This window comes from Mycobacterium appelbergii (assembly GCF_032883035.1).
Lineage (GTDB): Bacteria > Actinomycetota > Actinomycetes > Mycobacteriales > Mycobacteriaceae > Mycobacterium > Mycobacterium appelbergii.
The window spans coordinates 187,322-212,467 of sequence record NZ_JAMQTH010000004.1; the positions used below are offsets into that span (position 1 = coordinate 187,322).

Genomic DNA, 25,146 nt, shown 5'->3' on the forward strand with positions numbered 1-25,146 from the left:
TAGCCATGGTGCAACGCGTTGCCGCGCACACATTGTGCATGAGCACACCCACGGCCGGTATCCGAACCGATTTCGGGCCCCGAATTGGGCACCGGTAACCACACGCCACGCGTCGACCATTGCGATCAGTCACCCCGCAAACCCGTCTGGAGTGCAGTACCGTGCCGGGTGATGCTCAACCTGACGGCTCGCCGCGAAGACACCCGCCTTCGCTGGCGGTGGCTGCTGCAGGCGCTCGGGAACCTCGACGACGACCTCGCCGCCGAGTATCTGGTCCAGATCGACCGGGGTGCCCGGTTCTACGACAGCGTCCCGGACGAAGAAGATCTGCTCGACGCGGCACGGCTTGCGTTCCGCTATCTTCTGGCGACCCTGCTGGAGCGGCCGATGAGCGCCGAACTCGCGGAGTTTCCCGCCGCGGTCGGGGCCTTGCGCGCCACCCAGGGCATCGCGTTGGAGAACCTCACCGCTGCCGTGCGCACCGACTTCCTGGTGGCGTGGTCGGCCCTGCTGAAGCTGGCAGGCGACGACGACATGACCGTGCTGGCGCTGCACGTCGATGTGCTGTGGAAAGCCGTCGACGACTTCGCGATCCAGGTGCAACGCGGCTATCTGGACCAGCGGCTGTCGATGGCCAGGGCCAGCACGCTGGAACAACAACACAGCTTGTCCGAACTGTTCTCCGGGGAGCCTGGTCCGACCACCGTGCGGCGCGCCGCGCAGATCCTGGGTCTCGACGAGGCGGCCAGCTACTGGGTGATCGGAGTTTGCGGCGAGGAGGCCGGGCGCACCGTCACGCGGCGGCTGCTCGCCAAACACCTGACGGCGCTCGACTACGTCAACCGCGGGGTGGCACTCATCCTGGTGGCTGCCGACGGACGCTGGCCCGACGATGAGGCGGTGATGGCCGACCTGCTACCCGAGCTGCAGGGCGCCGTCGCACCCCGGGCGGTGCTGCTACCCGAGGTGCACCGGGCAGCCACCACGGTCCGGATGCTGGTCGATCTGGATGTCGAGGCCACCACCCTGCGCCGGTCCTGGGCGCAGCTGTCGATCACCCAGCTGTCGGAAGTGATCGAGGACCTCCGCGGGTACGTTCTCGGTCCGCTGCACGACGTGCACGACTGCGAGTTGATCGTCGAGACGATCCAAGAATTCGCCGACAGTGGCTCCGTCGCCGATACCGCGTCGGCGCTGTACTGCCACCGCAACACCGTGATGAACCGGATCCGCAGATTCGAAGAGGCCACCGGCATCAGCCTCCGCAGCCCGCGGGCGTTGGCGATGGTCCAGTTGTGCCTGCTGCCGGCCTGAGCGCGGCCCGGAAACCAAACAGGCCCCCTCGAAAGGGGGCCTGTCTTGGGTGGCAGATGCAGGATTCGAACCTGCGTAGGCGTAAGCCGACGGATTTACAGTCCGCTCCCATTGGCCGCTCGGGCAATCTGCCTGGTTGGTGCCCCGCCCCGTTTCCGGTTTGGTGCGACTAGCAGGGTACAACGAGGATGTACCTAAGTTCCAAACCGGCAGCACCACCGAGGGAAGAGGAGAAGCGTCCAATGGCGGATTCCAGCTTCGACGTCGTCAGCAAGGTCGATCGTCAGGAAGTCGACAACGCGCTCAACCAGGCCGCCAAGGAACTGGCCACCCGGTTCGACTTCCGGGGCACCGACACCAGCATTGCCTGGAAGGGCGACGAGGTGATCGAGCTCACCTCCACCACCGAGGAACGCGTCAAGGCCGCGATTGACGTGTTCAAGGAAAAACTTGTCCGTCGGGATATCTCTATGAAGGCGTTCGACGCAGGCGACCCGCAGGCCAGCGGCAAGACCTACAAGGTCAGCGGCACGCTCAAGCAGGGCATCGACAGCGACCAGGCCAAGAAGATCACCAAGCTCATCCGCGACGACGGCCCCAAGGGCGTCAAGGCGCAGATCCAAGGCGAGGAGATCAGGGTCAGCTCCAAGAAGCGGGACGATCTGCAGGCCGTTCAGGCGCTGCTGCGGGGTGCCGACCTGGATGTGGCGCTGCAGTTCGTCAACTACCGCTAGCGCCGAGCGTGAAGACGATCGCGAGATTCCTCGAAAATCTCGCGATCGTCTTCACGTTGGGCACCAAGCCCGTCAGCCGGCTTCCTGATTCACACCTGATACAACCGAATCCAGCAGACCCGGAATGACGGCGTCGACATCGTCGAAGCGCAGGCGCTGACTGGTGTGGCCGTCGGCGACGACGCGTTCGATCAGGCCGGCGTCACGCAGGATGTGGAAGTGATGGGTAGCCGTCGACTTGTTGATGCCGTCATACAGCGCGCCGCACCGCACGGGCTGACCGGCGTTGCGCAGTCGGCGGACCATCTCGAGGCGGACCGGGTCTTGCAGTGCGGCGAGCACCTGGTGCACCGATCCGACCGGGCGGGGCGCGTCGTCCGACATGATGTGCCCTCCATCACGGGCTAAATGGGTTTGATGTTGATCTAACCCCGCGTAGGGTCGACGAGGTTCGATGAACATCAAACCTAGCGCACAAGGAGTGTCGATGACACCGGCCGCGGCCGACCGCACGTTCGGCACCGAAGCGCAACGGTGGGCATACCCACTCCTGCTGATTCTCAGCGGCGTGGCGCTCGGCGTCTCTGGCGTGCCGGCCCCGCTGTACGGCATCTACGAATCGGTGTGGCACCTCACCCCGTTGTCCACCACGCTCGTGTTCGCCGTCTATGCCATTGCCGCCCTGGGCGCCGTGCTGATCTCCGGACGGATCTCCGATGTCGTCGGCCGCAAACCCGTACTGCTGGGTGCGCTGGTCGCAATGATCGTGGGACTGGGCGTCTTTCTGCTCGCCGACAACATGGCACTGCTGCTATTGGCCCGGACCATCCACGGCGCGGCGGTTGGCTCGATCGTGGTGGTGTCGGCCGCGGCGCTGCTGGACCTACGTCCGCACCACGGTGTCCGCTCCGGGCAACTCAGCGGCGTCAGCTTCAACATCGGCATGACCGTGGCGATCGTCGGCTCGGCTTTCCTTGCGCAGTACGCCCCGCATCCGTTGCGCACGCCCTACGCCGCGGTCGCGGTCATCTGCGTCATCATCGGGGTCGGCGTCGTGGCCCTGCGGGAAACGCACACCGAGCGGTCGACAGGGCCGATACGCATCTCGAAACCCGCTGTCGCCCCGGAGATCCGGTCAGACTTCTGGTTCGCCGCGCTGGGCGTGATGGCCTCGTGGTCGGTGCTCGGGGTGCTGCTGTCGCTCTACCCGTCGCTGGCCGCGCACCAGACCCACATCGACAACCTGCTGTTCGGTGGCGGGGTCGTCGGCATCACCGCATTCTCGGCCGCGTTGGTGCAGCTGGCCGCCACGCGAGTGCCGGCCCATCGTGCCGCGATCCTCGGCGATATCGGCATGGCGGTCACGCTCGTGCTGACCGTGCCGGTACTGCTGACCCACTCCTGGCCGCTGGTGTTCGTGGCCGCAGCCCTGCTCGGCGCCACCTTCGGGCTCGGGTTCGGCGGCTCGCTACGGCATCTGTCAAACGTGGTGCCTGCCGGCCAGCGGGGCGAAACCATGTCGGCGTTCTACCTGCTCGCCTATACCGCGATGGCCGTCCCGACCCTGGTGGCGGGCTGGGCCGCCACCCGCTGGCACCTGGCCACCGTCTTTCCGTGGTTCGCCGGCGCGGTGGCGCTGGCCTGCCTCGCCGCGGCCGCCGTCGGGGCCCGCAGCATGCGCATCGCCCAACGCGGCTGAGCCAGTTCAGCAACTTGCGGCCAACGGCGGCCTCCCGGCAATACTCTGATCGCCATGGCACCAGCGCAACGCGAACCCAACGTCGTCGTCCTCGGCGGAGGCTCCTGGGGCACCACCGTCGCCTCGATCTGCGCCCGGCGCGGCCCGACGCTGCAGTGGGTGCGGTCGGAGGAAACAGCCAAGGACATCAACGACAATCACCGCAACTCGCGCTACCTGGGCGACGAGGTCGCTCTGCCCGACGGACTGAAGGCCACCAACGACTTCTCCGAGGCGGCCAACTGCGCCGACGTCATCGTGATGGGCGTGCCCTCGCACGGCTTCCGCGGGGTGCTCACCGAACTGGCACGCGAACTGCGGCCGTGGGTCCCGGTGGTGTCACTGGTCAAGGGCCTGGAGCAGGGCACCAACATGCGGATGAGCCAGATCGTCGACGAAGTCCTGCCGGGCCATCCGGCGGGCATCCTGGCCGGCCCCAACATCGCCCGCGAGGTCGCCGAGGGTTACGCCGCGGCTGCCGTGCTCGCGATGCCCGACCAGCATCTGGCGGCGAATCTCGGACAGTTGTTCCGCACCAAACGATTCCGCACCTACACCACTGACGATGTGGTCGGCGTCGAGATGGCCGGGGCACTCAAGAACGTCTACGCGATCGCCGTCGGCATGGGCTACTCGCTGGGCATCGGAGAGAACACCCGCGCCATGGTGATGGCCCGCGCGGTCAGTGAGATGGCCAAGCTGGGTGTCGCGATGGGCGGGCACCGCGACACCTTCGCGGGGCTGGCCGGCATGGGCGACCTCATCGTCACCTGCACCAGCCAGCGCAGCCGCAACCGGCACGTCGGCGAACAGTTGGGGCAGGGCAAGAAGATCGACGAGATCATCGCCTCGATGAACCAGGTCGCCGAGGGCGTCAAGGCCGCCAGCGTGATCATGGAATTCGCCGATAAGTACGGGCTCAACATGCCGATCGCGCGTGAGGTGGACGGCGTGATCAACCACGGCTGCACGGTCGAGGACGCCTACCGTGGTTTGGCCGCCGAGAAGCCCGGCCATGAGGTGCACGGCTCGGGGTTCTGAGCTGCGCTAGTTGAAGTAGGGGTTGCGGCCCTCGCCGGTGTTGAGCAGCAGCGGATTGTTCGGGTCCAGGACATAGCTGCTTCCCGGACTGAGGACGAAACCCGCCCCGTCAAAGGAGTTGCTGCACATCGTCACCGTGCCGTCGGTCCCACACGTCACGTTGCGGAAGCTGATCCGCGATCCGGGCGGCAACCGGTTGGGCAGCCCGTCGAACACGAACAGCGGCCGGTTGTCGTTGACGAACGTGGGCAGCCCCTGCTGTGCACCGGTCACGGCGTTGGCGCCCTCCGGTGCTGCGGGCAGCGGGCCGCTGCATCCGTATCGGCCCGTCCCGCGGCTGATACCGCACGCAATATCTCCAGGGACCGCGAAGGCGTAGTACTGGCCGTCGGCCATCGCGAAGTCCGACGGCTTCACCGACGCAAGAGTATTGAGGTTCAGCGGCGGAGGAGGCGGAGGAGGTGGTGGCGGTGGATCCGCCGCGGCCACGCCCGGCACACCCAGGCCGGCACCGACCGCGATGCTCACCAGTGCCATCAACATTCTCCTGCGCATCACGTCACCCTAAGGTGTCACACCCTGGCATGCACTACTACCAGGCGTATTGCCATTCCCGCCCGCCCTCGCTGAGATCAACGGTATGGCTGCTCTCACACGCCGGCGTCGACCATTGCGTCGCTTTCGCGGGGTGATCGCGTGCGCTCAGCCGCCCCGGACCGCGGCACTGAAATCCTCGGCGCCGACCGGCGGCGCGATGGTCCAGAGCACCTCGGCCTCACCGGCGGTCGGGTTGTGCCAGTCGTGCAGCTGGGTTGCGCCGAAGGTCATGCTGTCCCCGGTCTGCAGTCTCGTCGCGTCGCCGTCGACGGTGATGGCCAGTTCCCCGCGCAGCACGTAGACGAAAACCGTTGCCGCATCAAGTCGGTACGCACCGCCCGATCCGCCGCCGGGCCGCATCACGGTGTGCATGACCTGCACATGACGCTCGGACTTCGGGGTGAGCAGTTCCTCGCGGACATCGACGCCACCCATCTGCAGCGGCGCCCCGGCACCGCTGCGGACGATCGGCGCGACCGGGTATTCGAAGAGGTCACCGATGCCGATCTCCAAGGCCGCACAGATGCGCATCAGCACGGGAACCGAGACGTTGGTCATGCCCCGCTCGGCCAGGCTGAGAAAGCCCTTGGTCACCTCGGCCTCGGCCGCCACCGCGCTCAGGCTCAGGCCGCGCTCGCGCCGGAATTCCCGCAACCGGGCACCGGCACGACCCATGCCGGTCTCGCCCCCGCTGTCCGTCACTGCTGTGCCTCCCGATGATGTTGACGGCCCGTCGTTTAGTGGTATAAAACACCCCAAGCGTTTTATGGCATTGAACCCTACATGCGGTGACGACCCACTTCGCGCACAGAAAGGCACAGCGATGCCCCCAACGGACAGCCCCATCCGGATTCAGGCTGCGGTCTTCGACGGCGCCGACACGATCAGCATCGAGAACGTCGACCTCGCCGCACCCGGACCCGGCGAGGTACGGGTCAAGGTCGCCGCGGCCGGCGTGTGCCACTCCGACCTGCACGTCACCACCCGCGCCTGGGACGTTCCCGCGCCGGTGGTGCTCGGACACGAAGGATCCGGTGTGGTCACCGCGGTGGGCCGGGGCGTCGACGAGCTGGAGATCGGTGACCACGTGGTGCTCAGCTGGGTGCCCGGCTGCGGCGAATGCCGTGCGTGCCGCGCCGAACGCCCGGCCCAGTGCTCACTGGTGGCATCGGTGGTCGCGCCGAACGGGACGCTGTACGACGGGACGAGCCGGCTGTCCAACGAACGTGGGCTCATCCACCACTACCTCGGAGTGTCGTCCTACGCCCAGGAGGTCGTGGTCCCCCGCAGCGGCGCGATCAAGGTCCGCAAGGACGCGCCCCTGGAAGACATCGCGATCGTCGGCTGCGCCATCGCGACCGGCGTCGGCGCGGTGCGCAATACCGCTGGAGTACAGCCTGATTCGACGGTCGCGGTGATCGGCTGCGGCGGCGTCGGCCTGGCTTGCGTGCAGGGCGCCCGACTGGCCGGCGCGTCACGCATCGTGGCGGTGGACGTCGTCACCGAAAAGCTCGACCTGGCACGCAAACTCGGCGCGACCGACACCGTCGACGCCGGAGCGGTCGACGACGTGGTGGCAGCGCTGCGCGACGTGGTGGCCGACGGTTACGACTACATCTTCGACGCCATCGGCAAGATCGCCACCACCGAGCAGGCCATCGCCGCACTCGGACTCGGCGGGGCCGCCGTCATCGTGGGCCTGCCCCCGCAGGGTGAACGCGCGAGCTTCGACCCCCTCGCGCTGGCCGAGGCCGACCAACGAATCCTCGGCTCCAACTACGGATCGGCGGTCCCCCAACGCGACATACCCCAACTGGTCGACGAGGTGATGGCGGGCAACCTCGACCTGGCCTCGATGATCTCCGGCCGCCGCCCGCTGGCCGAAGCCGCCCAGGCACTCGATGACCTCGCGGCCGGACACGCGTTACGCCAACTACTCATCCCGAACGCCTGAAAGAAACGAGAACGGTAGTGTCCGAGGACATTCAAACGGCCGAACCCGGCAGCGACGACGCCGGATTGCGGCGGGGCGTGATGGGCGGAGGCGAGCTGGCCGCCCAGGCGATCGCCAATATCGCTCCCAGCGCGGTCATCGCATTCACCGCCGCCGCGATCTACACCACGGCCAGCAGCGGCACCTGGATGTCGTTCGCACTGGCGACCGTGGTGATCCTCTCGGTGGGCTACTGCATCTCCCAGTTCGCCAAGCGACGCTCCAGCGCCGGATCGCTCTACAGTTACGCCGCAACAGCTTTGGGCCCGTTCGGCGCCTACCTGACCGGCATCAGCCTGCTGATCGGCTGCTTCGGCATCGCCGCCGGATCGCTCAGCGGCTCGGTGGCCTATGCCGCCACGCTGCTCAACCAACTCGGCATACCGGTGCACGGATTGGCCGCACAGGTGGTACTCGCCATCATCCTCGGCGCGCTGGCCACGCTGTTCACCATCCGTGGCATCCGGCTCTCGGCCCGCGTTTCGCTTGTGCTGGAGCTGGTTTCGGTGTCCATCATCACCCTGCTGCTGGTGGTGACGCTGGTCCACCTGGGCTCCGACGCGTTCGACGCCGACCAGTTCGACCTGAGCAACGCCAAGCCGTCGGGCATCGTGGTGGGAATGGTGCTCGCGATCCTCGGCTTCGTCGGCTTCTCCAGTGCCGACGCGTTGGCCCGTGAGGCGAAGGACCCCTACCGCGCCGTGCCGCGGGCGATCATGTGGAGCGCAGCCGGTGTCGGGGTGCTCTATGTGTTCGCCGCCTACACGCAGGTGGCCGCGCTGGGCCCGGATCTCGGGGAATCGGCACAACCGCTCGACGACATCGCGACGCTGGTCGGCATGCCGACGTGGTTCAACCCGATCCTCAACTTCGGTATCGCCGCATCGTTTTTCGCCGTGGTCGTCGCACCCATGAACGTCATCGGGCGCATCCTGTACGTGATGGGCAAGGAGGGCGTCGTGCCGTCGGCCATCGGCCGCACGCACCCGACGCATCTGACCCCGCACCGGGCCCTGCTCTCGGTGAGCCCGTTGGTGATCGCGGTGCCGGTGGTGATGTACTTCCGCGGCGTCGACCCGATGGACGTCGTCACCTGGGTGGACACCTACGGCACATACGGCTACATGGTGGCGTATGCGGCGGCCGCACTGGCCGCGGTGGTGTTCCTGCGCGGCATCAACGCCCGGGTGCCGCTGGTCTGGCCCGCCGCGGCCGTGGCCATCCTGTCGATGGGATATGTGTTCTACGCCAACGTGTATCCGGTCCCGGCCTATCCGTTGAACGTGATCCCGTGGCTGTTTTTGGCCACGGTGGCCGCCGCGCTGGTCTGGTACTGGGTGCTGAGCCGCCGGGCGCCGCACGTGATCGCCGGCATCGGCACCAGTGAGGTGGAAACGCTCGAAGGGATCGGCTGACGCCTCAGCCGATGGTGACGCTCGGCTTGATTTCGGAGGGCCGGTCGCCGATGGCGAAGCTGCCGGACGGGCTGATCACAAAGCCGGCCTGCGTGCGCCCGTCGATGCAGGAGGTCATCACACCGTCGGTACCGCAGCTGATGGTCTGGTAGCTGATCCGCGAGTTCGCCGGCAGCGGCTTGGCGTCGCTGACCACGGCGAACACCGGGGCCGGGCTGTTGGCGAACGACGGCGCGCCCGGCCCACCGCTGACGAGGTTCGCCCCGTTGGGGGCGGCCGGGATCGGGCCGCTGCAGCCGTAGCTGCCGGTGCGCTGCAATACGCACGTCAGCCCGTCCGGCGTGCTGAACGCGTACCAGTTGTTGTCCATCACCGCGTACTCCGACGTCTTCACCGGAGCGAAGGCGTTGATGTTCGGCAGCGGTGGCGGATCATCGGCCGCCGCGGTGCCCGGCACGCTCATCACTGCCGCTCCCGCGGCGCCCACCAGGCCAATCAGCATTCTGCTCAGCACGCCGTAACCCTAACCTGGCCGCTACGACCGGGCCACCTCTAGCCGCACTTCAGGTCGACGTAGACCGTGGTGTAGCGGACCCTTTCCTCGGTGTTGCCGCGCGGGGCCGCCGTCAACTCGGTGACCGCACGGCCCGGACGCACCGCGCTGACGCGGCAGTTGTCCAGCGACCCGCTGCCGACCCTGGTCTGGATGACCCGGTAACCCTCTGACTCCAGCTGCTTGATGGTCTGCTGGGCCGAACTCGGACCGCTCGGCGCCGCGGCGGCCGGACCGGCGAGTGCCAGTCCGGTGATCGCCAGGCCGGCGGTGACTGTGGCAATAAATGGCTTTCGCATGTGATAATTCCCTTTCTTATTTGGCTGATCTTTCTTTCAGCCTAAGTAGGGAATTCGCTTGAGTCCATGAACTCATATCGAACGCATACGGTTATTCGACAACATATTGAGGCCGAATTCATATCATTCAATGAACGGGCACCACAACGTCGGAAACCGGCTCGGAAACCGGCACCGACACCGGCATACGCACCGTGAACACCGTCACACCAGGCTGCGACGCAACGGTGACAGAACCGCCGTGCGCTTCCATGATCGAGGCCACAATGGCCAATCCCAGCCCGGTGCTACCCAATTCCCGCGATCGCGCCTTATCGGCCCGCACAAAACGTCCGAACAAGTTGGGCAACAATTCCGCTTCAATGCCGGGGCCGTTGTCGGATACGGTCAATTCCGCGTTCCCGCCGTCGACCGTCAACGTGATGGTGACCGTGACCCCGGGCGGGGTGTGCACCCTGGCATTGTTCAACAGATTGCTGACCACCTGATGCAGCCGGGCCAGGTCACCACGCACCCAGACCGGATCGTCGGGGAGCCGCGCCACCCACTGGTGGGTGGGCGCCGACACGGCCGCGTCGTTCACCGCGTCGACCACCAGATCATTGAGGTCGACGTCGTCGGTCTCCAGGTCCTGCCCCTCCCCGAGTCGCGACAGCAGCAGCAGGTCGCTGACGAGCACCGTCATCCGGCGCGCCTCGGCCTCGATGCGGGCGAGCGCGTACTCGGTGGTCGGCGGCAGGTTCGCGCTGTCCTGCCGGGTGAGTTCGGCGTAGCCCTGGATCGCGGCAAGTGGCGTGCGCAGTTCATGGCTGGCGTCGGTGAGGAACTGTCGGGTGCGCCGGTCGGAGGCCGCCAGCGCGGCCAACGCGCTGTCGACGTTGGCCAGCAGCTGGTTCAGCGTCTCCCCCACGATGCCGACTTCGTTGTCCGGGTCGGTGTCCTGGTCGCGTACCCGCGCGGTGATCCGGTGGGCACCCCCGTCGAGCCGCAATGTCGCGACCTTGGCCGCCGTCGCGGCCACCCGGCGCAACGGCCGCAGCGCGAACCGCACCACCAGGATCGTGCCCACCGCGGTCACGATCAGCGCGAGCACGATGATCACCGCCGTGGTCACCGACTTGCGGGCGATCAACAGGTTGGCGTTGTCCTGCGACACCCCGGAGACCAGCAGATGCCCGTCCCCGGCGGGCTGGCTGGCCAGCCGGTAGGAGCCGAGCACCGGCAGTTTGACGGTGCCGGATTCGCCGTCGTCCCACGACCGTTCGTCGAGCGCGCGGACCACCGCAGGCGGCGCCGGACGCGGCTCCCCGTCGGAGAAGACCGCCGATTGCACCACCTCACCGTCGTGCAGGACGGCGATCAGGTTGCCCGGCGCCTGCCCGACGAATGCCGTCAGCGCTTTGGCGTCGTTGGACAGGTCATCGACACCCGGCCCGTCGCGGTTGTCTCGCAGCTTTTCGAAGGAATGACTGAACGCGGCCAACGACCGCGACACCTCCAGCGACTCCATCGAGGACACGTAGGTGTGCAGGCTGTAGACCGAAACAGCGCCGACCGCGAGCAGCACCACCGTCACGATCGCGGTCACCCCGAGCACCAACTGCCTGCGCAATGAGCGGGGCCGCCACCACGGCCCGCCGCGCGTCACCGCGTCAATCTCCGGGCCGCAGCATGTATCCGACGCCCCGCACGGTGTTGATCATCGGGACGCGGCCGGCATCGATCTTCTTGCGCAGATACGAGATGTAAAGGTCGACGATGCTGGACTTGCCGCCGAACCCGTAGTTCCACACGCGGTCCAGGATCTCGGCGCGGCTCAGTGCGCGACGCGGGTTACGCATCAGGTACCGGAGCAACTCGAATTCCGTTGCGGTCAAGCCGATCGGCTCGCCGCCGCGGGTCACCTCACGACTGGCCCCATCGAGCACCATGTCGCCGACCTTGAGCACCTCGTCGGCCGGCGGGGTGGTGTGGCTTGACCGGCGCAGCAACCCACGCAGCCTGGCCACCAGTTCTTCCAGGCTGAACGGTTTGGTCATGTAGTCGTCGGCCCCGGCGGTCAGTCCGGAAACCCGGTCCAGCACCGAATCCCGCGCCGTCAGGAACAGAGTCGGCGTGTAGCCGTCGGCTTCCCTGACGCGCTGCAGGATCTGCAGCCCGTCGATGTCGGGAAGCATGATGTCGAGCACCACCACATCGGGTTCCAGTTCGTCGAACTTGGACACCGCATCGTGACCGTTGTGCGCGACGTCGACATCCCACCCCTCGTAGTGCAGAGCCATTTTGACGAGGTTGGTCAGCGCAGGCTCATCATCCACCAGCAACACCCGGATCGGTGAGCCGTCAGCGCGATGGATCCGCGGCAATTGACCCAGAATTGCCTGACGCGGTTGTTGCGTACGTGGAGAAATCGACATCGCCGTCATAAAACCATTGTGCGGAGCACACAGGGAGATGTCACGGAGTTCATAGCGAGTTCTAAGGCAAGCTTATTCCGCCGCTTCGACTATGACGCGCATCACGGTTGTAGCGCCACGTGACTCAGGCCAGAATTGTTGCAATACAGTCCTTTTCGAACACTCGCGTCAATTTATCAGGCGGGCTGCGTGATTGGTCTATACAACTGCGCCGCCAAAGATTTGGGTTCTCTATGCGTCGGCCAAACTTCCTTGACGCACTGACTCGGCGATAAATACGCTCGCCCATAGCAATTGGGTGATGGCCTGCAGCGCAGCTCCATAAGTCGACTTGTGACGCGCTGCCTTACAACACCTTTCACAGACAACGATGTCGACCAAATGACCGGGCGTGCGGTGCTGCGCGTCCGGAAATACCACCCGCTCCGGATGGGAGACCTTTCATGCAGCAAACAACTGAAGACAGAGTCAAGGCGGTGTTGCGCTATGACCTGCCGGCCTCGCTGGTGGTGTTCCTGGTCGCACTGCCGTTGTCCCTGGGCATCGCCGTCGCCTCCGGCGCCCCGGTATTGGCCGGGATCATCGCCGCCGTCGGCGGCGGTATCGTCGCCGGCGCGCTCGGCGGATCCCCGCTGCAGGTAAGCGGCCCCGCGGCGGGCCTGACGGTGGTGGTCGCGGGCTTGGTTTCCCAGTTCGGGTGGGCGGTGACGTGTGCGATCACGGTGTGCGCCGGCGTGCTGCAGGTGCTGTTCGGGCTGAGCCGGGTGGCGCGCGCCGCACTGGCCATCTCCCCCGTCGTCGTGCACGCGATGCTGGCCGGAATCGGCATCACCATCGCGCTGCAGCAAGTGCACGTGCTGTTGGGCGGCAGCTCGAACAGCTCGGCCTGGGCGAATGTCACCGAACTGCCCGCGCAGATCGCCTCGGTGCACGGCGCCGGACTGTTCCTCGGCGTCCTGGTCATCGCGATCCTGGTGGGATGGGGCCGGATGCCGGCTGCGGTCCGCAAGGTGCCCGGGCCGCTGGTCGCGATCGTCGGGGTGACGGCCCTGAGCGTGCTGGCGCCGTTCGACGTGACCCGCATCCAACTCAACGGTTCCCTGCTCGATGCGATCGCCCTGCCCGGCCTGCCCGACGGCAATTGGGGCGCCTTCGCCACCGGTGTGCTCACCGTGGCGCTGATCGCCAGCGTCGAGAGCCTGCTGTCGGCGGTGTCGGTGGACCGCATGCACACCGGGCCGCGAACGAACTTCGACCGCGAGATGATCGGTCAGGGTGCAGCCAACATGGCCTCGGGTGCGATCGGCGGCCTACCCGTCACCGGCGTCATCGTCCGCAGCTCCACCAATGTGGCTGCCGGTGCCAGGACCCGGGCCTCGGCGATCATGCACGGCGTGTGGATCCTGGTGTTCGCGCTGCCGTTCGCCGGTCTGGCCCAGCTGATCCCGACCGCGGCACTGGCCGGTCTGCTGATCGTCATCGGCTGCCAGCTCGTCAAGCGCGCACACATCAAAACCGCCCGTCTCACCGGCGATTTCGCGGTGTACGCGGTGACGGTGCTCGGCGTGGTCTTCCTCAACCTGCTCGAAGGTGTGCTGATCGGCCTGGCGCTGGCGGTCGCGATGACGGTGTGGCGGGTGGTGCGCACCAAGATCGTGGCCGAGTCCACCGGAGAGGACACCTGGCGCGTCGCCATCGAAGGCTCCTGCACATTTCTGTCGCTGCCCCGCCTGACCAGCGCCCTGGCGACCGTCCCCGAGGGCTCCCACGTCACCGTGGAACTGTCGGTCGACTTTCTCGACCACGCCGCGCACGAGAGCATCGAGGAATGGCAGCGCCAGCACGTGGCCACCGGCGGCACGGTCTCGGTCCATGACGTGGGTGCGGTGGAGATGGGCAGTGCGCTCGCCGGTCCGCCGATCCGTGGGTTCACCCCGTTCGACAAGCGCTCGGGCATCGTGCCGTGGAGTTCGTGGCAGCAGCAGCCCGCGCCGTCGGTGCTGAACGGCCTGGCCGCCTACCAGCGCCGCACCGCGCCGGTGCTGCGTCCGCACATGAAAGAACTCGAGCACGCACAACGTCCCGAGACGCTGTTCATCACGTGCACCGACTCGCGCATCGTGCCCAACGTCATCACCAGTAGCGGGCCCGGCGATCTGTTCACGGTGCGCAATGTCGGCAACATGATCCCGGCCGGCCAGACCGATGCGTCGATGGAGGCGGCGATCGCATTCGCCGTGGACCGGCTCGACGTCAGTTCGATTGTGGTGTGCGGTCATTCCAGCTGCGGCGCCATGAACGCATTGCTCGGCACGCTGGCGCCCCGCGGTCCAGGCGATGAGTATCTGAAAACCTGGTTGGCTGAAGGCAACCCGACGCTGGAGGCGTTCGACGAAGGCAGGCATCCGGTGGCACAATCGGCCGCGGCCGCCGGATTCGGCACTGTCGACCAGCTGTCCATGGTCAACATCGCCGTGCAGGTGCAAACCCTGACCGAACACCCACTTGTGCGTGGGGTCAACGTGATCGGGCTGTTCTACGACATTCCGAGCGCCGGTGTGCTGCGCGTGACGCCGACCTTCGTCGAGACCCTCGCCGACGCGGCTTAAGGCTGTTCAGTAATGGCCCGGGCCGCGGCCTGCCATGTCTTCCAGGCGGCGGATCCGGTCTTCGATCGGCGGGTGGGTCGAGAACAGCTTGCCGATGCGCTCACCGGCGCGGAACGGGCTGGCGATCATGAGGTGTGCCTGGTCGGCCAACTGGGGCTGTGGAGGCAGTGGGGCTGCCTCCACACCGCCGGAGATCTTGCGCAGCGCCGAGGCCAACGCCAGCGGATCACCGGTCAACTCGGCGCCCGACTGGTCGGCCTGGTACTCCCGCGACCGGGATACCGCCATCCGCACCACCGTGGCCGCAATCGGCCCGAGCAGCGAAACCAGCAGCATGGCAATGGGATTCGCGCCTCCGCGGTTGCCGCCGAACATGCCGGCGAACATCGCGATATTGGCCAGGGCCGTGATCACCGAGGCCATCGCGCCGGCCACACAGGAGATCAGGATGTCGCGGTTGTAGACGTGGGACAGCTCGTGACCCAACACCGCTCGCAGTTCCCGCTCATTGAGGAGCTGCAGGATGCCGGTGGTACAGCACACCGCGGCATTGCGCGGGTTGCGGCCGGTGGCGAACGCGTTCGGGTTGGCGGTGTCCGAGATGTAGAGGCGCGGCATCGGCTGATGGGCGGTGTTGGCCAGCTCCCGCACAATCCGGTACATCGCAGGCGCCTGCAGTTCGGTGACCGGCTGGGCGTGCATCGCGCGCAGCGCCATCTTGTCGCTGTTGAAGTACACATAGGCGTTCATGCCCAGGGCAAACACCACCGCCAGGAACATGATGTTGCGGCCGAACAGCGCCCCGACGAACACGATCAGCGCCGACATGCCCACCAGCAACAGGAATGTCTTGAGCCTGTTGGCGTGCGGATTCCACGTCATCGCAGCTTCCTCCTTCGGGAACTGAGAGAGTCTTCGCCGATTGAACGCTCAGCAACCCTCCAAGGTTCCGGTCAGCCGTCCCGGTTCACCGTGTAGTCCACCAGTGAGGCGAGCGCCTGACGACCCGGACCGTCCGGCAGGACAGCCAACTCCTCCCGCGCCTGAGCCGCGTAGGAAGCCACTGTCTCCTTGGCCCGTGCCATGCCGGACGATGCGCGCAGCAGGCCCAACGCCTCGGCCACATCCTCGTCCTTTTCCACCGGCCCGGCCAGCAGTTGCCGCAACCGGTCGGCCTCGGGACCCGTTTCGCGCAGCGCGTACAGCACCGGCAGGGTGTGCACGCCTTCGCGCAGGTCAGTGCCGGGAACCTTGCCCGATTCGTCGGGATCGGAGTCGATGTCGATGATGTCGTCGGAGATCTGGAACGCGGTACCGACGATCCCGCCGAGCCGCGAAAGCCGTTCGATCTGCTCGTCGTCGGCACCGGAGAACGTGGCACCGAACCGCCCCGACGCCGCGATCAGGCACGCCGTCTTCTCGTACACCACCTTGAGGTAGTGATCGACCGAATCCACATGATCGGCCGCACCACGGGTCTCCCGCATCTGGCCGGTCACCAGCTGGGCAAACGTGTCGGCAATCACGCGCACGGCGTCCGGCCCGAGCCGGGACACCAACCGCGACGCGGTCGCGAACAGGTAGTCACCGGCCAGGATCGCGATGTTGTTGCCCCACCTGGCGTTGGCGCTGGGCGCACCGCGACGCATCTGCGCCTCGTCCATCACATCGTCGTGGTACAGCGTCGCCAGATGCACCAGCTCGATGACCGAACCGGCCACGGTGACCTGCCACGCATCGGGATCCGGTCCGAGCTGCGCGGACAGCACCGTGAACAGCGGCCGAAAGCGTTTCCCACCGGCCTGGAACAGGTGCTGGACGGCTTCGGCCATCAACTCGTCCGCTTTGCCCAGTTCAGTCGACATCAGCTCTTCGATCCGGGCCACGCCGTCGCGGACGTCGGCGGCGAATCTTTCATCGCCGAAATCAACGCCCGCCACCACAGTCGCTGGTGTCCTCATTCGTCCAACATACTGGGACCGATGGACTCCAAGGCAGATGTGGTCGTTGTGGGCGCCGGCCCGGCGGGATCGGCCGCCGCCGCGTGGGCTGCGCGCAGCGGCCGCGACGTGCTGGTGATCGACGCCGCGCAGTTCCCGCGCGACAAGGCCTGCGGCGACGGTTTGACCCCGCGCGCGGTCGCCGAGCTCGAACGGCTGGGCATGGGACCGTGGCTGGACACCCGCATCCGGCACCGCGGTTTACGGATGTCGGGCTTCGGAGCCGACGTGGAAGTGCCGTGGCCCGGCCCGTCGTTCCCTGCCACCGGCAGCGCGGTACCGCGCACGGAGCTCGACGACCGGATCCGTTCGGTTGCCGCCGACGACGGCGCCAAAATGCTGCTTGGCGTCAAAGCCGTTGGGGTTCGCCATGGTTCAGACGGCCGGGTGGAATCGGTGCAGCTCGACAACGGCGGCACCATCGGCTGCAGGGAACTGATCGTGGCCGACGGCGCCCGCTCCACCCTGGGCCGGATCCTGGGCCGCAGCTGGCACAAGGAAACCGTCTACGGCGTGGCCATCCGCGGCTACATCGCCAGCCCGCGCGCCAACGAACCGTGGATCACCTCACACCTGGAACTGCGCTCCCCCGACGGCAAGGTCCTGCCCGGCTACGGCTGGATCTTCCCGCTGGGCAACGGTGAGGTGAACATCGGCGTCGGGGCCCTGGCCACCGCCAAACGTCCTGCCGACGCGGCGCTGCGACCGCTCATGTCGTATTACGCGGGCCTGCGGCGCGAGGAGTGGGGTTTCGTCGGTGAGCCGCGGTTGGCGTTGTCGGCGCTGCTGCCCATGGGCGGCGCGGTGTCCGGGGTGGCCGGGCCCAACTGGATGCTGATCGGTGACGCCGCGGCGTGCGTCAACCCGCTCAACGGCGAGGGCATCGACTACGGCCTGGAGACCGGCCGGCTGGCCGCCGAACTGCTCGGTTCCGGAGATCTCTCTCAAGCGTGGCCGACGCTGCTGACCGAGCATTACGCCCGCGGGTTCTCGGTGGCACGCCGGTTGGCACTGCTGTTGACGTTGCCGCGGTTCCTGCCGGTGACGGGTCCGGTGGCGATGCGGTCGACGACGCTGATGCAGATCGCGGTGCGGGTGATGGGCAACCTGGTGACCGACGAGGACGACGATTGGATCGCACGGGTGTGGCGCACCGCAGGGTTGGCGTCACGACGGGTGGATCAGCGCAAGCCGTTCAGCTGAGTCGGATGGTTCGAACGGCGGCTCAGGCCGCCACGTACACCACCTTCAGCTTGGTGAAGAAGTCCTGGGCAACATGTCCGATCGAGTACGCCCCGAGCCCGCTTGCCCGGACACCGCCGAACGGCACGTGGGGCTGACTGGCCGTGCCGTGGTTCACGTGGACCATGCCGGTGTCCAACTGTTCGGCAAAAGCCAACGCTGCGGCGAGGTCCTTGGTGAAAATGCAACCCGCAAGCCCATATTCGGATTCATTGGCCACCTTGATCGCGGTGGCGGCGTCAGGTACCCGGATGACCGACAGCACCGGCCCGAACACTTCCTCCCTGGCCACTGTCATCTCAGGTCGCACGTGGTCGAGCACCGTCGGCGCCAGATAGGGCCCGTCCGGGGTCTGCCTCCCGCTCGTGGCCGCGACGGCGCCCGCGGCGATCGCGCCTTCGACGTAATTCACCACTTTGTCGCGGGCGGATTCGGACACCAATGGCCCGACGTCCACCGAATCCGTTCCCGGACCGACGCTGAGGGCGTCGTACTCGGCCGCAATCCGCGCGGTCAGTTCGTCGGCGATCGATTCGTGTGCGACGACTCTGCTGATGGCGGTGCAGCGTTGCCCGGTCGCCTGGATCGACGCGCTGACAATCTCCGCAACCGCACGGTCGAGATCCGCATCGGCATCCACGTAAGCCGCGTTCTTCCCGCCGAGTTCGAGCTGCACCGGGATGAGGCGCTCTCCGGCGGACCGGGAGATGCGACGACCGATGGCGGTGGATCCGGTGAACGAGATTGCGTCGATTCCAGGGTGTGCGACGAGGACGTCGCCGATTTCGGCGCCACTGCCGCAGACGACGTTGACCACGCCCGCGGGCAGCCCGGCTTCCAGGAGCAGGTCGATGAGCAGCAACGCGCTCAACGGGGACTGCTCGGCCGGCTTGACCACCACCGCGTCACCGACGGCGAGGGCAGGGGCGATCTTGCGCACGGGTGACACGATCGGAAAATTCCACGGGGTGATCGCAGCAACAGTGCCGACCGGTACCCGCGTCGTGTAAACGAGTGTGCCCGAACGCGTGCTGGGGAACGTCTGCCCGTCTGCGCGCAGTGCCTCGCCGCCCATGAACCGAATCTCGGCGATCGCGCGGTCAACTTCACCAAGGCTTTCCTTGATCAATTTGCCCATCTCTGCTGTCGCAGTGGCAGCCAGGTCTTCACGGTTGTCGGCGAGCAGATCGGCCCACCGCGCCAAGATCTCGGCGCGCTGCTGCGGTGCCAGTGCGGCCCACCCGGGCTGCGCAGATCGTGCCGCCTGTACTGCAGCGTCGACATCGGCCGACTCCGACAGTGGCACTTCACCGATGCGCTCGCCGGTGGCCGGATTGATGACGGGCTGGGTACGCGTCGTCGTCACGGTGGTTCCCCCGATGCGATTACCGTGCACCGTGCCGGAGGAGATGTTGTCAACAGTCATAACGATGTGGGCGGCTCGGCCGCTTTCCTCTCTCGTGTCGGAGATTTGTGTCAGAGCGCTTCCTGCAACAGTGCAGCCAGGTCCTGCCTGCGGGCCTCACGCGGGTTGGCAAGGACGTTGTCGCTGCGGACTGCGAGGTCGATGATCCGATCGAAATCACCAGGCGCTACCCCGAATTGGGACAGCCGGGAGTCCATGTCGATATCGCGGTAGAGCGCGCTGAGTGCAGCGTTCAGATCGCCGGCCGTGGGGTCCAACGCCGCGGCCACACGTTGGTATCGTTGCGGCTCCACCTCCGCGTTGAACCGGCACATCGGTGGCAGCATCATGCCGACGGCAAGGCCGTGCGGCACGCCGTGGGTAGCGCCCATCGGAACCCCGAGCGCGTGCCCGAGTCCAAGCCGGGTGGTGTTGGCGGCGAGTTCGGCGATGCAACTGGCAGCGAGCATGCCGGCTCGAGCCTCCAGGTTTCCCGGAACGTGGTACGCCGACCGCAGATTGGCTCCGATGAGGCTGATCGCCTGCAGCGCCATACCTTCCGAGATCGGATTGTTCCATGCGCTGCCGTAGGACTCGATAGCATGGCAGAGGGCATCCAAGCCGGTGGCGAGGGTGAATTTCGGCGGCAGTCCCACCGTGAGCGCGGGATCGAGGATCGCCCATTTCGGCATGATCGCCATCGAGGCGATCGAAAGCTTCGCTCCCGCAGCATGGTCAGTCAGTACGGCGAACTTCGTGACCTCACTTCCGGGGCCGGCGGTGGTGGGAATCGCGATCACCGGCAAGGGTTCGACGCGCACCTTCTCGGGGCCGGTCAGTTCAGCCGCGCCGACGCCGTTGGTTGCGACAGCGGCAGCGGCTTTTGCCGCGTCCATCGCGCTGCCCCCGCCGAGGCCGATGACCCCGTCATGCGAGTTCTGCACGAGCAGCGTCCCGATTCTGTCGACGAGCTCGGTCGACGGATCGGATTCGACGTCCGTGAACTGCTCATAGCGGAATCCGGCCTCGCGGAGCGTGGCGGTGACGCGGTCGGGAATATCGGTGGCAGCCAACCCGCGATCGGTGACGATCAGTGGGTACCGGATACCGGTCTCGCGGGTGATGTCGGGCAATTGCGTGAGCACGTCACGGCCGAAGACGATGGTCGTCGGGAGACTGTATGTCACTGGACGGAGCGGGTCGCGGACTCGGGCGGTGGGGGTGGCGAGGTCGGTCATGGTTTGGGCATTCTCCTTCGCGCGGTGGTGATCAACGGCCGGGGTTCGCCTCGATCAGGGTCAGTGCCTGGTCGATCCACCGGCGATCCCAGGTACCTGAGGCGATGGCATCGTGTTCGGCGGTTTCCGCGGCACGTTTGCGTTCGGCCGCGGCAAGGATCTCTTCGCTTCTGTGGCGCGGAATTACCGCGATGCCGTCTTCGTCGCCGATGATCAGATCGCCGTCGCTGATCACTAAGCCGCCGACGGAAACCGATCCACGGATCTCACCGGGTCCGTCCTTGTACGGCCCCAGGTGTGAGAGTCCCCTGGCGAAGACCGGCGGTGCAGCCATCGCCAATTCGCTGCGGTCCCGAACCGCGCCGTCGACGACGATGCCTGCGACTCCGCGGGCAGCCGCGTACCTGCCCATGAGTCCACCGAGGATGGCCCGATCGGTCGCGCCGCCCGCGGCGACCACGAGGATCTCTCCGGGCCGGGCGATGTCGAGCGCTTTGTGGACGACGAGGTTGTCCCCCGGCCGGGTGTGCACGGTGAGCGCGGGCCCGACCATCGTGGTCCCGGCGGCCAATCCCGCGATGGGCAAGATGCCGGGCGCGCCCGCCCACCTCCCGAACACGTCGGAAACAAGTGAGGTGGCCAGGGCACTGAGCCGGGCCAGAGTCTCGTGGCCAGGCAGTTCGAGGCTGCGGTGGATACGGCATTCGACGGGCATCGGAATCCTTCCGAGTTCAGGGGTTGGTGCGTCTGAGCTGGTCGATCATCAGGTCTTCGCCGGTCTGCAGGTGTGTGATGAGCGCCCGCTCGGCCCCGGTGAAGTCGCCGGCGGCGATGGCATCGGCGATCGAAGTGTGTTCGGCGAGGGTGGCGTCGGCACGGCCCTCGGCCGAGGTGGTGAGGAAGTGGCGACCGCGATCGATCTGCTTCTCGAGCACGCCGTACATGTGCCGCAGCCGCTCGTTGCCACTGCACGCGACGATGCGCGAGTGAAATGCGTTGTCGCGCGCGAAGTACTCGCCGTACTGCTCGGCAGGTATCGGTTGTGAGTAGTCGTCGAAGAAGTGGGCGAGGTCAGCGGTCGCCTGCGGATCGGGGCTGCCTGCCAGCTCACGTAACGCCTCCGGCTCGAACAGCCTGCGTAGCTGAAACAGTTCACGCACGTCCCGTTCGGTGAATTGACTTACCTCCCAACCGCGTCCACGCGGCGACACCAGGCCGGTTGATTCAAGCCGATGCAGCGCTTCACGAACCGGGGTGCGACTGACGCCGAGTTGTTCGGAAAGAGTCGGCTCCCTGAGTGCCTGCCCCGGCTTGAGTTCACCGGAGATGATGGCGTTCTGAATCCGCTCGAGCGTGACATCGCTCAATACGACGGTGGGGATGGTACGGAGGGTCATACGCTTACATCTTTCCGTACCAGCCGGTCAGGCAGCCCCAGTTCGTCGGCGAGCGCTTCGAGATCGGCAATCACCGCTCCCGACAGCAGCAGTCCGTCACGGTCAGCCGCGATGCCGGCGATGTCCTCGCGCTCACCTGGCAGCATGACGCGACTCGACCCCTCGGCAGGGGGAAGTGCACCGACCTCGGTGACGAACCGTCGCACGTTGTCGTCAAACGCAGCACGACTCCCGAAGCTCTCCGGTGCCACGGCGATGAACACGTGACCGACGCGTTGCGGACGGTCCCACTGCTCATACATGTCACCGACTTGTGGCCCGGTGATGCCGGAAAGCATGGTGCCGCAGAGTAACTCGATACCCATCGCGAGCCCGGATCCCTTCGGCCCTGCGAACGGCAGGACGGCCCCTTCGAGCGCGGCGACCGGATCTGCGGTCGGCCGACCTTCGACGTCGACCGCCCACCCTTCCGGTACCTGGCCCTCCCCTGACCGCGCCATCGAGATGATCTTGCCGCGAGCGGCATTGCTGGTCGCCATGTCCAGAACGATCGGCGGCCCATCGGGGCGCGGTATCGCGTAGCCGAGCGGATTGGTGCCGACGGCACGGGTACGACCACCGAAGTAGGCCATCACGGCAGGCCCGTTGGTGGCGGCAAGCCCGACCAGCCCGGCATGGGCGATCCGCTCGAGAAAGTAGGCCAATGTCCCGCAGTGGTTACTGTTGACGACGCCCACCACACTGATTCCGTAGACGCCCGCGACCTCGATGGCGGTTCTGGTTGCGATGTCTGCGCCGACCTGGCCCGGCGCGTTGTGCGCGTCGACCATCCTGGCGGCCATCGGACCGCTGCATTCCGGCTGGGCATTCGGATCAACCATGCCCGCCCGCGCGCGACGACTGTAGATGCGCGTTCGGGTGACACCGTGACTCCCCACTCCGCGGCGATCGGCATGCACGAGCGAGTCCGCGACGAGATCGGCGCGATCGGCCGGATATCCGGAGCCCAGCAGAACGGCGGCCACCAACGTGCGCAGCGACTGCACGTCGACGTGACGGCTGGGACCCGCTACTGGCACGGCTTCAATGTCGTAGCTACTGGTCACCTGTTCAGCCGCCACAGGGTGCTCCTTTGCGAAACGAGGGTTGACAGACACCGGTATATGTATACATATACTGTAACGCGGATCTGATGCCGCATCAAATCGCCGAGACGCCCCGGCACCCCACATGCCCGAAGGAGATTGTGTTGAGTACCAATGCAGGTACATCCACGCCCGACATGGCCGGATTGACCGGCAACCCACACGGCACGCCGAACCGACTACGCGCGGCGTTCGGCAGCGCCGCGGGCACAACCGTCGAGAATTTCGACTTCGTCGCCTACGGCACAGCGGCTGCGCTCTACTTCGGGGACGTGTTCTTCCCGAACGAGGACCCCCTCGTCGGGACGCTGCTGTCGTTCAGCACCTTCGCGCTCGGCTTCGTCGTGCGTCCGCTCGGCGGACTACTCGGTGGATACTTTGCCGATCGCATCGGACGACGACCGGTTCTGATCGTCGCCCTCATCGTGATGGGTCTGGCCACAGCCGCGATCGGCCTGCTGCCGACCTATGCGTCCGTCGGCGCCCTGGCGCCCGTGCTGCTGACGGTCTGCCGGCTCATTCAGGGGCTCGCCTATGGCGCCGAGTGGGGCGGTGCAGTGCTGCTCACCTACGAGCACGCTCCGTGGAAACACCGCGGTTTGTACACCGCAATCCCCCAAGCGGGAGTCCCGTTCGGCAACATGGCCGCGAGCCTGGTGTTCCTGGCCACCGTCGCCCTGCCCGGCGACCTCGCCTGGCGCGTGCCATTCCTGTCCAGCATCGTGCTGGTCTCGGTCGGCCTGTTCCTTCGGATGCGGGTGCAGGAGTCACCGGCGTTCACCGAGGCCAAAGAAGCCGGATCCGTGGAACGCAACCCCGTCACGTCGATGCTGCGCCACAGCTGGCGGAACCTCATTCGAGCGTTGTTCCTCCGTGCCGCCGAGAACGCGGGATACGCGATCGGGATCACCTACATCAGCTCATATCTCGTCCAGCGCGACCTCGGCGAGCGCTCCACTGCCGTCATGGCCATCGCCATCGCGGCGGGCGTCGGGTGCGTCGCGGTCCTGCTGTGGGGCAATCTCGCGGACAAGATCGGCAGGCGCACCGTCTATCTCATCGTCTCAGCCGGTATGGCGGTGTTCGCCGTCCCGATCTTCATCATGCTCAACACCGGAATCGTCGGCGTCATCATCGTCGTCTTCCTGATCACGTTCTGCTTCGTGGAGAACGGTATGGCGGCAGTCCAAGCCCCGTGGTTCTCTGAGCTGTTCCCGGTGGCCACCCGGGCGTCCGGCATCTCGATGGCCTACCAGTTCGCGGCGGTCATCGGCGGCTTCACACCGCTGATCGCCGTCGCGCTGTACGGCGCGCTGGGATGGATCGGTCCTGCCCTGCTGTACGCCGCATTCGGACTTCTCGGGTTCTGTTCCGCCCTGGCCACCCCGGAGACCTGGGGCCGCGAACGTCGAGCCGAGGTCGCTGCCCTGGTGGCGGAGTTCGACGACCTATGCGATCCGATGGTGCCCGCGGCGAAATGACAAATGCCATGCGGCAGTCAGCGGTTCAGCATCCAGATGCGGGTCGAGAGCAGCGTCGCAAACGCACACCACAGTGGGTACGGCGCAAGCACCGCGCCTGACGGGCCCTGTGCCTGCACCGCGCGCCGGGTCAGGTCAGCACTGCTGACCGTCAATGCCGCGGCAGTCACCGCGGCCGTACCGAGGCGCCGCTGCGAGAAGAACACCCACGACCAGCCTGCGTTCATCACCAGGTTGGCGGCCAACGCCGCGGTGAACGCGCGCGCCTGATCGCTGCGGTTCTCGGCGTCCAGCTTGTCGAGCGTGGATGCCGACACCGCAGCGATATCGGCGTAGAGAATCGGCCAGACGATCCCGAAGGACTGCGGCGGCGGCTGGAATGACGGCTTACGCAAGGACGCGTACCAGGCGGATTGGCTGTGGCGGCTCGCCAGCCCGCCAACCAGGGCGGTGCTCAACGCTGCGGATGCGGTCTTGGCCAAGCTGATCGGTCGCATGGCCGACGGGTTACCCCGAATTCGCCGCGCG

At 66.6% G+C, this 25,146-nt stretch carries 24 protein-coding genes and 1 tRNA gene; 9 read left to right on the forward strand and 16 right to left on the reverse strand.

Annotated features, from left to right (window positions below):
• Window positions 1-171 precede the first annotated feature (171 nt).
• A complete protein-coding gene (locus M1247_RS10925) occupies window positions 172-1,314 on the forward strand; it encodes a helix-turn-helix domain-containing protein (protein WP_317156335.1) in 1,143 nt (380 codons plus the stop codon).
• 50 nt (window positions 1,315-1,364) lie between these two features.
• Here M1247_RS10925 and M1247_RS10930 read toward each other — a convergent pair.
• Window positions 1,365-1,447, reverse strand: a tRNA-Tyr gene (locus M1247_RS10930).
• Window positions 1,448-1,556: 109 nt separating this feature from the next.
• Between M1247_RS10930 and M1247_RS10935 the strand changes: the two genes are divergently transcribed.
• Window positions 1,557-2,048, forward strand: coding sequence for a YajQ family cyclic di-GMP-binding protein (locus tag M1247_RS10935; RefSeq protein WP_317156336.1), 492 nt, complete (start codon window positions 1,557-1,559; stop codon window positions 2,046-2,048).
• A gap of 72 nt (window positions 2,049-2,120) precedes the next feature.
• Here the strand turns inward: M1247_RS10935 and M1247_RS10940 are convergent, their stop codons facing one another.
• Complete coding sequence (locus M1247_RS10940; protein ID WP_317156337.1) at window positions 2,121-2,432, reverse strand: ArsR/SmtB family transcription factor; 312 nt, start codon at window positions 2,430-2,432, stop codon at window positions 2,121-2,123.
• Between the two features lie 103 nt (window positions 2,433-2,535).
• Here M1247_RS10940 and M1247_RS10945 point away from each other — a divergent pair, with 103 nt between their 5' ends.
• Together M1247_RS10945 and M1247_RS10950 are read left to right on the forward strand one after the other, a co-directional pair.
• The gene (locus M1247_RS10945) at window positions 2,536-3,747 is read left to right on the forward strand and encodes an MFS transporter (protein WP_317156338.1); all 1,212 of its coding nucleotides are present in this window, start codon (window positions 2,536-2,538) and stop codon (window positions 3,745-3,747) included.
• Between the two features lie 54 nt (window positions 3,748-3,801).
• Window positions 3,802-4,827, forward strand: a complete 1,026-nt coding sequence (locus M1247_RS10950; RefSeq protein WP_317156339.1) for an NAD(P)H-dependent glycerol-3-phosphate dehydrogenase — start codon at window positions 3,802-3,804, stop codon at window positions 4,825-4,827.
• 6 nt (window positions 4,828-4,833) lie between these two features.
• Here the strand turns inward: M1247_RS10950 and M1247_RS10955 are convergent, their stop codons facing one another.
• A complete protein-coding gene (locus M1247_RS10955; RefSeq protein ID WP_317156340.1) occupies window positions 4,834-5,364 on the reverse strand; it encodes a hypothetical protein in 531 nt (176 codons plus the stop codon).
• Window positions 5,365-5,529: 165 nt separating this feature from the next.
• Window positions 5,530-6,126, reverse strand: coding sequence for a helix-turn-helix domain-containing protein (locus M1247_RS10960; RefSeq protein WP_317156341.1), 597 nt, complete (start codon window positions 6,124-6,126; stop codon window positions 5,530-5,532).
• Between the two features lie 121 nt (window positions 6,127-6,247).
• Between M1247_RS10960 and M1247_RS10965 the strand changes: the two genes are divergently transcribed.
• Window positions 6,248-7,378 (forward strand): zinc-binding dehydrogenase, encoded by a 1,131-nt coding sequence (locus M1247_RS10965; RefSeq protein ID WP_317156342.1) that lies wholly within the window; start codon window positions 6,248-6,250, stop codon window positions 7,376-7,378.
• 17 nt (window positions 7,379-7,395) lie between these two features.
• A complete protein-coding gene (locus M1247_RS10970; RefSeq protein ID WP_317156343.1) occupies window positions 7,396-8,832 on the forward strand; it encodes an APC family permease in 1,437 nt (478 codons plus the stop codon).
• Between the two features lie 4 nt (window positions 8,833-8,836).
• Here M1247_RS10970 and M1247_RS10975 read toward each other — a convergent pair whose 3' ends face one another.
• The 4 genes from M1247_RS10975 to M1247_RS10990 all read right to left on the reverse strand — a co-directional run bounded on the left by M1247_RS10975 (window position 8,837) and on the right by M1247_RS10990 (window position 12,110).
• The gene (locus M1247_RS10975; protein ID WP_317156344.1) at window positions 8,837-9,346 is read right to left on the reverse strand and encodes a hypothetical protein; all 510 of its coding nucleotides are present in this window, start codon (window positions 9,344-9,346) and stop codon (window positions 8,837-8,839) included.
• A gap of 38 nt (window positions 9,347-9,384) precedes the next feature.
• The gene (locus M1247_RS10980; RefSeq protein WP_317156345.1) at window positions 9,385-9,684 is read right to left on the reverse strand and encodes a hypothetical protein; all 300 of its coding nucleotides are present in this window, start codon (window positions 9,682-9,684) and stop codon (window positions 9,385-9,387) included.
• 127 nt (window positions 9,685-9,811) lie between these two features.
• The gene (locus M1247_RS10985) at window positions 9,812-11,341 is read right to left on the reverse strand and encodes a sensor histidine kinase (protein ID WP_410506860.1); all 1,530 of its coding nucleotides are present in this window, start codon (window positions 11,339-11,341) and stop codon (window positions 9,812-9,814) included.
• The gene (locus M1247_RS10990) at window positions 11,337-12,110 is read right to left on the reverse strand and encodes a response regulator transcription factor (RefSeq protein ID WP_317156347.1); all 774 of its coding nucleotides are present in this window, start codon (window positions 12,108-12,110) and stop codon (window positions 11,337-11,339) included. The genes M1247_RS10985 and M1247_RS10990 overlap by 5 nt, the downstream gene beginning before the upstream one ends.
• Window positions 12,111-12,544: 434 nt before the next feature.
• Here M1247_RS10990 and M1247_RS10995 point away from each other — a divergent pair, with 434 nt between their 5' ends.
• Window positions 12,545-14,710 carry a SulP family inorganic anion transporter gene (locus M1247_RS10995; protein ID WP_317156348.1) on the forward strand — a complete coding sequence of 722 codons (2,166 nt, stop codon included), beginning with the start codon at window positions 12,545-12,547 and terminating at the stop codon, window positions 14,708-14,710.
• A 6-nt stretch (window positions 14,711-14,716) separates the two neighbouring features.
• On the opposite strand, the gene htpX is transcribed toward M1247_RS10995, so the two are convergent.
• Both htpX and grcC1 read right to left on the reverse strand, forming a co-directional pair.
• Entirely contained in the window at window positions 14,717-15,592 is an 876-nt protein-coding gene (gene htpX, locus M1247_RS11000) for a zinc metalloprotease HtpX (protein WP_317156349.1), read from the reverse strand.
• Between the two features lie 71 nt (window positions 15,593-15,663).
• On the reverse strand, window positions 15,664-16,671 hold the full coding sequence (gene grcC1 / locus M1247_RS11005) for a nonaprenyl/(2E,6E)-farnesyl/geranylgeranyl diphosphat synthase (RefSeq protein WP_317156350.1): 1,008 nt from the start codon (window positions 16,669-16,671) through the stop codon (window positions 15,664-15,666).
• A gap of 21 nt (window positions 16,672-16,692) precedes the next feature.
• Between grcC1 and menJ the strand changes: the two genes are divergently transcribed.
• Window positions 16,693-17,913: a menaquinone reductase MenJ gene (menJ, locus tag M1247_RS11010; RefSeq protein ID WP_317156351.1), complete on the forward strand. Its 1,221-nt coding sequence runs from the start codon at window positions 16,693-16,695 to the stop codon at window positions 17,911-17,913.
• Window positions 17,914-17,935: 22 nt separating this feature from the next.
• On the opposite strand, the gene M1247_RS11015 is transcribed toward menJ, so the two are convergent.
• Genes M1247_RS11015 through M1247_RS11035 form a run of 5 tightly spaced genes read right to left on the reverse strand, consistent with a single transcriptional unit; the run spans window position 17,936 to window position 23,113 of the window.
• Complete coding sequence (locus M1247_RS11015; RefSeq protein WP_317156352.1) at window positions 17,936-19,378, reverse strand: aldehyde dehydrogenase family protein; 1,443 nt, start codon at window positions 19,376-19,378, stop codon at window positions 17,936-17,938.
• A 50-nt stretch (window positions 19,379-19,428) separates the two neighbouring features.
• A complete protein-coding gene (locus tag M1247_RS11020) occupies window positions 19,429-20,595 on the reverse strand; it encodes an iron-containing alcohol dehydrogenase family protein (protein ID WP_317156353.1) in 1,167 nt (388 codons plus the stop codon).
• A gap of 31 nt (window positions 20,596-20,626) precedes the next feature.
• Window positions 20,627-21,310, reverse strand: a complete 684-nt coding sequence (locus M1247_RS11025; protein WP_317156354.1) for an RraA family protein — start codon at window positions 21,308-21,310, stop codon at window positions 20,627-20,629.
• A 16-nt stretch (window positions 21,311-21,326) separates the two neighbouring features.
• Window positions 21,327-21,992 (reverse strand): GntR family transcriptional regulator, encoded by a 666-nt coding sequence (locus tag M1247_RS11030; RefSeq protein ID WP_317156355.1) that lies wholly within the window; start codon window positions 21,990-21,992, stop codon window positions 21,327-21,329.
• Window positions 21,989-23,113, reverse strand: a complete 1,125-nt coding sequence (locus tag M1247_RS11035) for an Ldh family oxidoreductase (RefSeq protein ID WP_317156356.1) — start codon at window positions 23,111-23,113, stop codon at window positions 21,989-21,991. Before M1247_RS11035 ends, M1247_RS11030 begins: the two co-directional genes overlap by 4 nt.
• Window positions 23,114-23,241: 128 nt before the next feature.
• Here M1247_RS11035 and M1247_RS11040 point away from each other — a divergent pair, with 128 nt between their 5' ends.
• Window positions 23,242-24,618 carry an MFS transporter gene (locus M1247_RS11040; RefSeq protein WP_317156357.1) on the forward strand — a complete coding sequence of 459 codons (1,377 nt, stop codon included), beginning with the start codon at window positions 23,242-23,244 and terminating at the stop codon, window positions 24,616-24,618.
• 17 nt (window positions 24,619-24,635) lie between these two features.
• Here M1247_RS11040 and M1247_RS11045 read toward each other — a convergent pair whose 3' ends face one another.
• Entirely contained in the window at window positions 24,636-25,115 is a 480-nt protein-coding gene (locus M1247_RS11045) for a TspO/MBR family protein (protein ID WP_317156358.1), read from the reverse strand.
• Window positions 25,116-25,146: the final 31 nt, after the last annotated feature.